This is a genomic window from Sphingobacterium lactis (assembly GCF_051951495.1).
GTDB classification, from domain to species: Bacteria; Bacteroidota; Bacteroidia; order Sphingobacteriales; family Sphingobacteriaceae; genus Sphingobacterium; species Sphingobacterium lactis_A.
Genome location: NZ_JBNHAS010000002.1, coordinates 278588 through 291678, shown reverse-complemented (window position 1 = coordinate 291678; position 13091 = coordinate 278588). Strand labels below are relative to the sequence as shown.

The following is a 13091-nucleotide window of genomic DNA, read 5'->3' as shown; positions in this document are numbered from 1 at the left end:
AATTCCAATTGAGACTTTAAAAAATAGAAAGCCGAACATTTGATGTTCGGCTTTTTTATGACTTCTCTTTCCAACTTCGCAGATATTTAAAAGAACTAAAGACCTTGCGATCTCGGAGGTAATACAAGTTTTCTTCATTTTGAAATGCCTCTCTTTCATAGGAGATATTCAAATAGGCTTTGAAAAAGTGTCGATATTGAATCAATCGGAACATAAACTCCGTCAGATAAAGAAAATAGAAAGGAATAATCAACAATTCTAAAGCTTGACGAATGTGAATATTTTCATGGTTTATCAGCACCTTATCTTTCTTATAAGCAGGGTGTTTTAAGAAAATAAAAGGAAAAATAGTAATAGCTTGCGCTTTACCCCAAGAGAAGAACTTCGTCCAAAATGCACTGACAATAACTTTTCCTTTCATAGATATTTCTTGCTTTAAAGGTATAAATATCCCCTTTAATTTATAGTTTTTTTGAATATCAAACTTAGGTTGTATATTTGTTTAGGTCACCAAATGGATAAATAGATGCCGTACAAAGAACGCGAAATCAACAAATTATACTATACAATGGGCGAAGTAACCGAGATGTTCGGTGTAAATGCTTCTCAAGTTCGTTTTTATGAGCGTGAATTTGATATTCTTCAGCCTAAGAAAAACAAAAAAGGCAACCGTCTATTTACTCCAGATGACATCGCGAACCTAAAAATAATCTTCAATCTTGTTAAAGACAAAGGTTATACCCTACAAGGTGCCCGCGATTTCCTTCGTAACAATAAAAACGAAGCAAAAGAAAATCAACGTGTTGTAGATTCATTAGAAAAACTAAAAAGCTTCTTATTAGAGGTTAGAGATAGTTTGTAAGAAATATTCCTTGATTTAATTCTCTGCTTTCTTTTTCAAAAAAGCTTATACTTTTTCGAATATAGAATGGTGAAATGATGTGATTTACCACCTAGGGTTCAACTCGATCACTTCCAGATTCTCAATGCGGTCAGCATGAATGTCAAAGCGCATTAATGTCCTTTGCTTATGCCACCCTTGCTTTCCGGCAGCACCTGGATTCAAATGCAATAACTGTAATTTGGCATCAAATTGCACTTTCAAGATATGAGAATGCCCGCAAATAAATAGCTTTGGTGGATTCTTCTTAATCTCCTCCCTAACCAATGGGCTGTATTTACCGGGATAACCCCCGATATGTGTCATCCACACATCAACTTCCTCACAAGTAAAACGCAGATTCTCTGGATAAAGATTTCGGATATCTTTATTATCAATATTACCAAAGACGCCTCGCAATGGTTTAAAGGCAGCTAATTGTTCAATAACTTCCATAGAACCAAAATCACCGGCATGCCAGATTTCATCACAGTCTTTGAAGTACTCAAAAACAGCCTCATCCAAATAACTGTGGGTATCCGATATTAAGCCAATTTTCATAAGGTAATGCGGATCGAATTAAAAAGCTAAAAAGAAGGGTTGGAGCAAATGATTATAGGCATCCGAATAGATTCCTCGACCTTTATAGATGATAAATTCTTCCGTTTTCTGGTCTTTAGAATGACGAGCAAATCGAATAATACAACGGAAGCTTTCTGAATCGGCAAAAGAACGAATATTTACCTGTCCATCCCATACTAAACCCAATTTATCCGCTTCGGTTTTTAAGAAATCTTCCAATTCTACCGGAACGATTAATTGAAAAGAACCTTGCTCAGTCAGGTGTTTGGCAGCAAATTCCAACATCCCGATAAAGAAAGTATCATCGGTATGTTTTGCTAACTTCTTACGCTCGTCAGGGTTATGTAGGGAATTGATATAAAACGGTGGATTGGAAACAATTAAATCAAATTGCAAATCATTCTTCCAATGAAAGATATCGGAATGCAACAAGTGCATGCGATTAGTAAAAGGCGACTGATCAAAATTCATTCTAGCGGTTTTAGCGGCAAGATCATCAATCTCCACGCCCCAAACCTCGGCATCCTCAAAACGCTGAGCTAACATCAATGCAATGACTCCTGTACCGGTCCCTATATCCAAAATACGATTCACGGATTCCGCCTCTGCCTGTGCTCCTAACAAAACACCATCTGTGTTGATGCGCATAGGAACATTATTCTGATCTACTGCGAATTGTTTAAACTGAAACACCTGACCCATAACCTACTTACTAGAATTAATTCTTTAATAAACGCTGTATCTCATCCAACTTCATCAAGGCCTCTACTGGAGTTAAGGTATTGACATCCAAATTATTCAGCATATCCCGAATCTTTTCCAAAACCGGATCATCGATGGAAAACATTTGCAACTGATAAGCTTGCTTCTGGATCTTACGCATACTATCCTTGATCTTCTCCCCTCCGGTACGCTCCTGTTCCAATCGTTTTAAGATGTCATTGGCGCGCGCTATAAGCTTAGGAGGCATTCCAGCAAGCTTGGCTACGTGAATACCAAAACTGTGCTCAGAGCCGCCCGGAACAAGCTTACGAAGGAAGATCACCTTGTTGTTCAATTCCTTCACACTGACATTGTAGTTCTTGATACGCGGCATGGAAGTACACAACTCATTCAATTCATGATAGTGCGTAGCGAATAAGGTTTTTGCACGACAGGTAGGATGGCTATGTAAAAACTCCGCAATTGCCCAAGCAATGGAAATACCATCATAAGTACTGGTACCACGCCCAATCTCATCCAACAGAATTAAACTTCGGTCAGAAAGGTTGTTCATAATACTCGCGGTCTCATTCATTTCCACCATAAAGGTCGATTCTCCAGATGAAAGATTATCTGAAGCCCCAACACGGGTGAAGATCTTATCCACGATTCCTAAGGTCGCTTCCTTGGCAGGAACAAAACTACCTATCTGTGCCATAAGGACAATCAATCCAGTCTGACGCAACAAAGCCGATTTACCCGCCATATTGGGTCCAGTGATGATAATGATCTGTTGTCCCTCTGGATCCAAGAAAGTATCGTTGGTAATGTAGTCCTCACCTATAGGCAATTTCTTTTCAATTACCGGGTGGCGACCACCTTTGATATCAATGATTCTGCTATTGTTGATTTCCGGTTTTACGTAATAATTCTTTTCAGCGATCACCGCAAAGTTTAACAGCACATCCAGTTTGGCCAACAATTGAGCATTTAACTGTATGGGCTTGATATAAGCTGCGATATCTTGCAACAATTCGGCATAGATTCTATTTTCAATGACTTGAATCTTCTCTTCTGCCCCTAAGATTTGTTCTTCATATTCCTTCAGCTCCTCGGTGATATACCGCTCCGCATTAACCAAAGTCTGCTTACGAATCCATCCTTCTGGCACCTTATCCTTATGGGTATTGGTAACTTCCAGGTAGTATCCAAACACATTGTTGAAAGCAATTTTTAAAGAAGGAATACCAGTGGCATCTGATTCACGTTTCTGAATCTCCAACAAGTAATCTTTCCCACCGAAGGCCACCTTACGCAATTTATCCAAATCAGGATCTACCTGATCAGCAATTACATTTCCTTTATTCAAGGCAACCGGTGGTTCCGCTTGTACTGTATTCTCTATTTTATCGCGAATAATCAAACAAGGATTCAGTTGTTCGGCAATCACCCTTAGGGATTCCGACTCTGCACCCGCTGTTAATTCCTTTAACTTTTCAACTGCATATAGGGCTCTCTTCAATTGAATGATCTCCCTAGGATTTGCTTTGAGTAATCCTATCTTGGAAATCAGTCGTTCTAAATCCCCGACATGTTTAATCTCTCGAATTAATTCTTCCCTCACATCCCGATGCTTATGGAAGTAATCAACTACTTGCAAGCGTTCGTTGATCGCCTTCTCATCCTTCAATGGCATGATAATCCAGCGCTTTAACAAACGAGCCCCCATTGGGGAAGAGGTTTCATCCAATACATCCGCTAAAGTACTTGCATTCTCATTGGCAGAACCTACTAATTCCAGATTCCGAATCGTAAAACGATCCAACCACATGTAGCGGTCTTCCTCAATTCTGGAGATATTGGAAATATGTTGTAGATTTCGGTGCTCTGTTTCATTCAGGTAATGCAAAGCTACACCTGCTGCAATTAAACCAACATTCATGCGGTCAACACCAAAGCCTTTCATGGACTTTACCTCAAAATGCTTCAGCAACTGTTCATCCGCATAATCGCCTGTATAAGGCCATTCATCCAAGGTATAGGTATAATAACTGGAACCAAACTGTTCCATAAATTCCTTAGCTTGTTTCTTCGGCATAATCACCTCGGTCGGCTTAAAGCCTTGAAGCAACTTATCGATATACCCCACATTCCCTTGTGCCACCAGGAATTCCCCGGTTGAAATATCCAGAAAAGAGACCCCAACTGTACTTTTATCAAAAAATATAGACGCTAAGTAATTATTGGACTTCTGCTGAACGATATTCTCACTGTACGACACCCCAGGCGTAACTAATTCGGTTACTCCACGTTTCACAATGGTTTTCGTTTGCTTAGGGTCTTCCAATTGATCACATATAGCAACCCTTTGTCCTGCACGCACTAATTTTGGTAAATAAGTTTCTAGGGAGTGGTGTGGAAATCCTGCTAATGCCGTCTCCGATTCGGTACCATTTCCACGCTTTGTCAAAACAATACCCAATATTTTGGCGGCCTTTACCGCATCTTCTCCAAACGTCTCATAAAAATCCCCCACCCTAAACAACAATAAGGCACCGGGGTACTTGGCCTTTATTGTATTATATTGCTGCATTAAGGGAGTTTGTTTCTTCTCTTTTGCCAAGGTATGCTTATTTTGAATGTGATGTAAAAATAGCAGAATTGTCCCGATTTGCAAAACCGAACAAAAAGCAATGTCAACAGTGAAATTTGACCCGAAAATTAAAAAATACCTCTTATGTTTGCATAAATTTTCAATGCCATGGCTATCAAGCGTTCTACCAAACAGAACAAGATCAAGCAAAAAAACAGTAAAGGACAATCTTTTTTCAAAACGAAGATATGGCCTTACCTGTGGCGTGCCGTGTTAACTCTCATTGTACTCAGCATACTCTGGGTGATAGCCTTACGTTTTACCAATCCTCCGATTACTTACTTGATGTTGAAGCGTGGCTTCGAACGTAAAGCTGCTGGTAAGGAATGGAAGATTGACCGCAAATGGCTGGATTATGAGGATATATCCGATAATTTAAAAAGAGCTGCCCTAGCTGGTGAAGATGCCCATTTTATGACTCATAATGGCTTTGACACCAAGGCCATCTTTGAAGCAATCGAAAAAAATAAAGGCGGCAAATCCCTTCGAGGAGGAAGTACCATCAGTCAGCAAACCGCCAAAAACGTATTCCTTTGGCCTGGCCGTTCTTGGATACGCAAAGGCCTGGAAAGCTATTTCACGGTTCTGATTGAAATCTTCTGGAGCAAAAAACGAATCTTAGAAGTCTACCTCAATGTCATTGAAATGGGACAAGGAGTATATGGTGCTGAAGCAGCTTCCCAATATTATTTTCATAAATCCGGGAAAAGCTTAACCAAAAAAGAAGCAGCACTTATTATAGCCATTCTACCAAGCCCACAGAAATGGGATGCCAGAAGACCTTCGAATTACATCAATAGACGTGCAAACAGCATCGTTCGTTATTTGAATTATTATAAAATTCCGGAGTAGACTATTATTCCTTCTAATGAAATAAAAACAGCTATTATAACCAACGCGTCAAAATTAAGGCGGTTAAGCAATGCTATAACCGCCTAGGAATTACAATCAAACTAAATAATAAATTCTAAAACTCTTTTTTGAAACAATCTCCTAACTGCTTTTATTAAAAAGTTGGGGTATAGGTAAATTCATTCACAACAGGAGAAACGTACATAACATCACGAGCTACTCCGGTTCCCTCGAGTGTAAATGCGGGACTTGCGCTCAAATTGCCTGAAGCCTTAGTAAACATTCTAATCTTATAATTATTACCCACCTTTGTTCCTACCATCACATAATTATAAGAAAAGACATCTTCAGTATATTTTCGGTGCCTAATAAAGGTCACCTCCTCACCTGCAGGCAAAGCAAATTGACGTTGCTCAACTTTGTTGGACAAATTTCTTGACCAAATCTCATTTGCAGTAGCAAAATATAGCATGTTTTCATCTCCGTCTAATAAGGTGTAATTGCTGGCATTATACAGCTTATCCGTTACTTTCAACGTATCATTATCCATCTTAAAAGCTGTCTTACTTGGCGTAATGTCAGTAAGTATCTTCAAGGCTTGATTTGTTTTATCCTGAAATACAGCATAGGCTTTGGCGGTTGTTTTAAAGCCCATAAAAAGCATGGTTTTGTTGTTTTTATTTGCGGACATCTCCGTTTGTGGGCGTCCGTTACTAAGACCGATATCATTTATACCCGTCATTATGGCACCTGTACCTGTCGTCGATACAAAAGAACTGCTGGTCTGATCAAAAAAGTATGGATCAATATTCCGCCAAGAATAAAAATATTTCGATAACTGATATGGCGAATTCTTATCATCTCTGATCTTAGCTACGCCAAATTGACCTGTATTAGCGGAAAGTGTATAAAGACTGTGGCAATGACCATCATTCACCATATAAATTGCAGACTGCCCTAAAGCAACAAGACTAGGAGATTTTACAGCTGGTGGTTCATAAAATAAGGTATTATAACCGCGTAATTCTTTTAACGTATTGATGTAAGTCGCAGAAACATCCTTATCTGTAACAAAGAACAAAGTTCTAGTGTTCCCTAACACACCAGTTACCTCGGATCGATAATTAGAGAAAAAGGATAATAATTGCGCCTTCCCTTGTAATTTACGGCCATTCTGCACACTATAGACATTCTCCAATTTGGAATCAGGAATGATATTCTCCGGAGTAAGAAACAAATCCAAGTCCGCTTGAGTACCATCATCCTTAGCAACATACCACCCTCGGGTAAAGGAGGTAATGATATTCACATCCGCGGTAAAATGCTTCGTATATTTCGTATTCTTATTGGTCACACTAAAAACCAATACCCAACCTTTGGCTGGTTGTGTCACCAGGTAATCCAGTTTTCGTTCATGACCAATGGTATCTACAATCCGAAATGAACCAGGAACATCGGCTTCATAAATCCACCATTTATATTCAAAATTCGCATTGGGATCATTTGATTTGACAATTGGATCGATATCAAAACGATCTGTACCTGATAATATAGTATAATCGCCATCAAAACCTTCAACAGTAATGATTTCAGGATCTAAAAGGCTATAATTGGTCTTATCCTTGACACATGACATCACTAAAAACGTAAGACCTAAATAAATTATATTGTGTAATAACTTCATGATCGTATTTTTTTAATTACGGAAAAACAACCAGGTTGCCGTTTTCATCGACTAGTGGATTACCCGGATGGGCATTATTATAGTTTACAAGGTTTGTTTTCAGCTTGCCAAGCCAGAACTGAAGTAGTCCATATTCAGATGGCAACCCGACCATAAAATCTTGATCCCACCGTTGTCCGGTACTTTCCACCATAAATTGATGCTTTACTAAACTGTACTCACCATAATAGTAGGTTGAAGCACTAGCACTCCAGGCAAGAGGTCTGCTTAATTGATCAGTAAATTCAATTTTTCGCCATAACTTACTCGCTTCACCAGTTTTAAACTGGTCATTTTCAATTACCTTAAACTTCAACAACATGGTACTGCTTTTTAAACTGGGGTCTCTCAACAATATCACGGGCACCCGTGCATGCATGGAATCAGCCTTAATCACATAATGTTTGCTTGCCTTTGAATCTGTAAAGGCAACATAGTGTTTGCCTGCAACAGCATTCTCCCCTTCTGTTACATTTTCTTGTTGTAAGGTAAATGCGCGATCTACTTTAGCTAGCTCGCCAACGGTATAGATATCAAAAAAGACGGTATCTTCCTGAACCGAAGGCTCTTCATAATAAAATGTATAGGGCTTAACCGTATCTGCCATTTCATAGCCCTTAGCGTATAGTCTATAAGGTGTTGGACCAAATTGAATTCTTGCCGATTCATTAAATTTAAAATACGCATCCTGTTTACATGAGGTTATGGCAATAGCAGCCAAAACAACCATGATGTATCGTAAAAATCTCATTTGAAAATCTTTTAGTATGAATTAATAGATTCTGTTCTTGGCATTGGAAACAAGTAAGTAAGTTTTGCCGATGCGGGACTGAATAAGACATTTGCCTTAGGGGCATTTAATCTTTTATAGGCAAAATAGGATTGTCCTTCTGCATAGAACTCTTTTCTAAACTCCTTTAAAATCTCAAACTTCCTCGCTTCAAGATCACTCGGCAAAGTCGTAGTCGCAATATTCCTAGACTGTTTGAAGGTAGTCCAATAATTTTGCGCTTCAGATAATGGAGCAGCCTCACTGGCAATCATGTACATCTCACTCAGCCTAAGCATAGGGATTTGCTTATAGTCAACTGCAATACTTGATGGACTCTGTGCAACTTTATATTTCTTGATTATATAGCATTTCGCTTGATTTGGTAATACGATTAATTCCCAAAGATTCGCCTCACGGATATCTGTACCGGTATTACCATACAATTGATTGGTTATGATGGTAGCACTAGTCCCCTTTTTAATGGTTCCCATTGCATATGTGCTAGCATACCTGTTATACATACTAAAATCATATAAACCAAAAAGATGTTCATTAGTCAATACAAAATCCCCTGCAGTTGAAAAATCAGCAGCAGATCCCAACCTAAACTTAGTAGTACCATCCTCATTTTTCGCATCTATAACCAGCTTGGCACTTTCATAAGCTTTCTCTGGCTCATTAAACCACATATAGGCTCTAGCTTGAAGCCCTTTAATAGCAAAATAATTCATCCGAATACCACGATAGGCCATATATGTATCCACAGGATTGTATCCAGAAGAAATACCTGGATTTTTAAGTTGGGTTAAGGAATATTTTAATATTGGGTCAACATCCTTAACCAAATTTTCAGCATCTGAAAGATCCTTTAGCAACAGTTGCTTATAAGAATCAAAGGAAATCCCTGCATTTGGAACTTTAGAAACAGTCGTTACATAGGGAAACTTATTTCCTTCTTCAGGAGCTGTGGGAACCGGTCCAAATAACCTTATAATATCCAAATGACAATAAGCACGAATGGCTAAACATTCTGATTTTATAGTTCTATATAATTCTTCGTTTGTAAAAACGGCCTTATTAGCATCGATATGCTCAAGGATTGAATTGGCACTAGCAATTATACTGTATAGCTTTCCGTAGACTGTTTCAAAGGAATTCAACACGCCTTCATCAGCAAAATTATACAGTCCAATACGCTGGGGCGTAGAACCCGATACCACATCCCAACTTCCTATCAATTGTTCCACTGTAGTTTGGGTCATCGCAGCCCCATAGGCATCCGAAGAATTCATCTGTATGTATAAGCCTGTCAAGGCATCTTTAAATCCACCTTCTGTACTAAACAGCTTGTCTTTAGGCATTTCTGTTTTAGGGGTTACCGTTAAAAACTTCTCACATGAAGTGAATAAAAACACCCCTATAAAAGCCAGAAAAATAAAAAATAACTTTTTCATGTCTAATTAATTAAAAGGTTGCATTGACTGTAAATGAAAGTTGTCTTGAGAATGGATAAGATGTACCCCTTTCTCTCCTGATTGAAGACATATAAAATGGCTCCGCCATATTTGCACTGAAATTAATTGCCTGCAATCTTAGTTTTCGTAATACATTCTCCGCTCGTAAATCATATTGTAAGCTGATATTATTACAAACCAGTGTATTTTCATCCTGTACAAAGCGTGAGGTTTTATAGGTTGGCGAGGTTACTAGCAGCCCTTTGAAAGCAGCCATATCCCCCGGCTGTTGCCAACGGTCATCGTATACCCGTGAGTCAACATTGTACTTATAATTGCCACTTTCTACTTTGTTAACCAAGGTGCTATTATACTGTTGTCCACCAAACCTATATCGGAATGAAGCATTGATCGCAAAGTCCTTGTACCGGAACATCGAGCTGAAATTTCCAAACAACAATGGATCTGTAGTACCAACCGATTTAATATTTGCAGCATCCCAAGTGTAAGTAGGTAAACCATCAACCCCAAGGTATAGCTCCTTTCCGGTACTTGGATCAATACCCAAGGATGGAACCACCCAAATGTCATTGCTCGAATAGCCTTCCATATATAAAACTCCAGGGTCTGTTGTTCCATTCAATATGATACTCTGCGCATCTTTCAGTGCTTTGGATGTCTCTATGACTTTATTTCTATTACCCAATACTGCAACAGTCACACTCCAAGTATACTTTTCAGGATTAGCCAGAATTAAACCTGTTGCTTTAATTTCAAAACCCTTATTTTGCATTCGACCAATATTTTCAATATAGCTCGCAAAACCGCTTGACGCAGGTAAGTTGATCGATGAAACCAGATCTTTGGTTGTTTCCAAGTAAATGTCTGTTGTCAATTTCAATCTTCTTTGTAAAAACTCCGCATCCATACCAACATTGTATTTCATGGCTTGTTGCCACTTCAAATCCTCATTACCTAATCCTAACAGATAAGAACCCATCCAATTGAAATACCTTTGGTCAGTATAATATCCATATGTTGATAAGGCTTGGTAAGCATTGAAGTTTTGAGATCCTGTAATACCTGTTGACCCACGAATTTTAAGTCGATTGATATAAGGGTTACCGAGGAGAAACTTTTCGTTATGCAAGTTCCATCCAAGGCCTGCAGACCAGAATGGCGCCATCTTCGTTTTTGCACCAAACTGCGATGAACCATCTATGCGTACTGAAAAATCTGAAAAATAGCGGTCGGCATAGACGTAGCTAATGTTCCCTGTTAAACCCACAGCTCTCGACAAACTCTCCGAACCCGATGGCTTACCATTTTCACTGTATTGCAAGGCCATGGAAATAAAGTCAAAATCTGAATTTGGGAATCCTTCCGCCAGAAAATTATATCGGGATAATTTACTTTGTCGAACATTAAAATCTACCCCGCCAGTAATTTGATGTACCTGTGAGAATACTTTGGAATAAGCCAAATTCAATGAACCATCGTACCTAAAATTATTGTCTATGCTATAGGCATAATCTCCTTTTCTGAATACATCATCAACACCGTAATTGGCAAATGCCGTATGTTCAGCAGGTCTAAATTTATCATATTGGACATTTCCTTTAATAATACCCAGCTGTGCTCTTAAGGTTAGTTCGTCTATAATATTCCATTCTACTGCAGTATTGTTTACCAATTCAGAAGTCTCTGATTTTTCAAATGTATTCAGGTTGGCGTTAAATAGTGGGTTTACAGGTAATGTATTCCAGTAATATTGGTAATCCATATTTCCAGGGTCTCCTAATACCTTCAACACATTTCCATTTTCATCAAAAGCTCGCCAGTAGGGATTCATTCTTGCATATTCACTGAATGTTCCATAAGGTGACTCATTTGATTTCCCTTGGGTAATTTGTAAATTATTTCTAAACCGCAAATTATTGTAGGTGTAAGCCAAGCTAATGTTCCCGTTAATGGTATTCCTGGAAGAACCCTTCATAACACCTGCGATATTATTTACTTGCGCGGAGGCCGAGTATCGTAGAGATTGGTCACCACCTTCTACTCTTAAATTATGTCTTTGACCAATACCTGTTCTCAAAGGCAAAGCCATCCAGTCTGTTTCTACCCCTCGATTTACTTCATTCAAAAGGTAGCTGTAATATTTTTTCAAAGGAAAATCTATCTCTGTATTGGCGTGGTTATAGTAATTAGCTTTCCACTCCAAGTCCAATTTATCCTTGGCATTCAACAAACTGTAATCCGAAAGATCAGGCATCTCTAGGTTTACATCAGCACGATAGTTAAGCCTTAGTTTACCCATTTTCGGAGGTCTAGTTGTAATAACGACTACCCCATTGGAGCCTCGGGAACCGTAGATAGCAGTTGCTGCTGCATCTTTTAACAAGGTGATTGATTCCACCTCATTTTCATTCATATCATATAACTTCTGAAGGCTAGATTCAAAGCCGTCCAAAATAATCAAGGGTGTATTCAAACCCACACGTGTTTGATCTTGAAGCTCTCCAATATTTGGGATACTGGAGCTTCCCCGCATTTGAATCTCAGGTAAACGGTTAGGATTTGACCCAAATGTATTGCTCTCAATGATATTGAATGATGGATCTACATTTCGTAAAGATGTAATCAAATTTCGATTTCCAAAATCTCGAAGCTCTTTTGCTGTAACGGTGGTTGAAGCTCCAGTAAAGCTTTTATCTTCTTTCTTAAAGATACCGGTCGTAATAACCACCTCTTCTACTTTCGCTTCCTTTCTTATCAAGCGTATAATCATCTTATCACGGTCTAAGCTTGCTTTTACTTCCTTACTTTCAAATCCGATATAAGAAACTACCAACACTTCATTCAATGCTGTTATCGGCAAATAAAAGGACCCGTCCTTTTGGGATAGTGTGCCTTTTGTCGCATCTGATTTTAATTTAATTGATGCGCCTTCAATGGCATTCCCCTGCTCGTCGACAACTTTACCAATGATTTGTGTCTGATCCACTTCATGCTCCCCAAGCACAGGTTCAACCTTATTTTCATTGAATCGAAAAATAATACTCTTCTTATCTACTTGATAATTGATATGTTCATTTTCCTTTATCCAATCCAAAGCTTCCAAGAGCGGTTTGTTATGGAACTGCACTTTTATTTTCTTGTCTAAATCAAAGTGGGTGGAATGCAATAACACATCGTATCCTGTCTGTTTTTGAACTTCGCGAAATAGCTGTTTATAGCTTATTTTACCACTTTTGATGGTAAGCGTTTGTCCAAATGACGAGGCACTTGCATGTATCATGCCGACAAGTAAAAATAACAGCGTCAATTTCATAGCGAGCAATAACCGTGTTGGAATACCCAACGGATTTATATATTTCCTTGTAATATAAATTTTATACATTTGTACATACGATTTTTGAATCGCTTTAGGTTGTTTGACCTAAAACGTTCTCATTAATTAAATCTGTGTT

The 13091-nt window shown here is 38.6% G+C and carries 10 protein-coding genes; 2 read left to right on the top strand and 8 right to left on the bottom strand.

Annotated elements, in window-relative coordinates; all coding sequences use genetic code 11:
* Positions 1 to 55 precede the first annotated feature (55 nt).
* Positions 56 to 421 (bottom strand): hypothetical protein, encoded by a 366-nt coding sequence (locus tag ACP6L2_RS08945; protein WP_440508888.1) that lies wholly within the window; start codon positions 419 to 421, stop codon positions 56 to 58.
* Between the two features lie 105 nt (positions 422 to 526).
* Between ACP6L2_RS08945 and ACP6L2_RS08940 the strand changes: the two genes are divergently transcribed.
* The gene (locus ACP6L2_RS08940) at positions 527 to 862 is read left to right on the top strand and encodes a MerR family transcriptional regulator (RefSeq protein WP_440508887.1); all 336 of its coding nucleotides are present in this window, start codon (positions 527 to 529) and stop codon (positions 860 to 862) included.
* Positions 863 to 946: 84 nt separating this feature from the next.
* On the opposite strand, the gene ACP6L2_RS08935 is transcribed toward ACP6L2_RS08940, so the two are convergent.
* Genes ACP6L2_RS08935 through mutS form a run of 3 tightly spaced genes read right to left on the bottom strand, consistent with a single transcriptional unit; the run spans position 947 to position 4757 of the window.
* Complete coding sequence (locus ACP6L2_RS08935; RefSeq protein ID WP_440508886.1) at positions 947 to 1441, bottom strand: metallophosphoesterase family protein; 495 nt, start codon at positions 1439 to 1441, stop codon at positions 947 to 949.
* An 18-nt stretch (positions 1442 to 1459) separates the two neighbouring features.
* Positions 1460 to 2164 (bottom strand): tRNA1(Val) (adenine(37)-N6)-methyltransferase, encoded by a 705-nt coding sequence (locus ACP6L2_RS08930; RefSeq protein ID WP_440508885.1) that lies wholly within the window; start codon positions 2162 to 2164, stop codon positions 1460 to 1462.
* A gap of 16 nt (positions 2165 to 2180) precedes the next feature.
* Positions 2181 to 4757, bottom strand: a complete 2577-nt coding sequence (gene mutS / locus ACP6L2_RS08925; RefSeq protein ID WP_440508884.1) for a DNA mismatch repair protein MutS — start codon at positions 4755 to 4757, stop codon at positions 2181 to 2183.
* A gap of 168 nt (positions 4758 to 4925) precedes the next feature.
* Between mutS and mtgA the strand changes: the two genes are divergently transcribed.
* On the top strand, positions 4926 to 5669 hold the full coding sequence (gene mtgA / locus ACP6L2_RS08920; protein WP_440508883.1) for a monofunctional biosynthetic peptidoglycan transglycosylase: 744 nt from the start codon (positions 4926 to 4928) through the stop codon (positions 5667 to 5669).
* 154 nt (positions 5670 to 5823) lie between these two features.
* Here the strand turns inward: mtgA and ACP6L2_RS08915 are convergent, their stop codons facing one another.
* Genes ACP6L2_RS08915 through ACP6L2_RS08900 form a run of 4 tightly spaced genes read right to left on the bottom strand, consistent with a single transcriptional unit; the run spans position 5824 to position 12952 of the window.
* Positions 5824 to 7353, bottom strand: a complete 1530-nt coding sequence (locus ACP6L2_RS08915; protein WP_440508882.1) for a PKD-like family lipoprotein — start codon at positions 7351 to 7353, stop codon at positions 5824 to 5826.
* A 16-nt stretch (positions 7354 to 7369) separates the two neighbouring features.
* Positions 7370 to 8143 carry a DUF4843 domain-containing protein gene (locus ACP6L2_RS08910; protein WP_440508881.1) on the bottom strand — a complete coding sequence of 258 codons (774 nt, stop codon included), beginning with the start codon at positions 8141 to 8143 and terminating at the stop codon, positions 7370 to 7372.
* Between the two features lie 11 nt (positions 8144 to 8154).
* Complete coding sequence (locus tag ACP6L2_RS08905) at positions 8155 to 9618, bottom strand: RagB/SusD family nutrient uptake outer membrane protein (protein WP_440508880.1); 1464 nt, start codon at positions 9616 to 9618, stop codon at positions 8155 to 8157.
* Positions 9619 to 9628: 10 nt separating this feature from the next.
* Positions 9629 to 12952, bottom strand: coding sequence for a SusC/RagA family TonB-linked outer membrane protein (locus ACP6L2_RS08900; RefSeq protein WP_440508879.1), 3324 nt, complete (start codon positions 12950 to 12952; stop codon positions 9629 to 9631).
* Between the last annotated feature and the right edge of the window lie 139 nt (positions 12953 to 13091).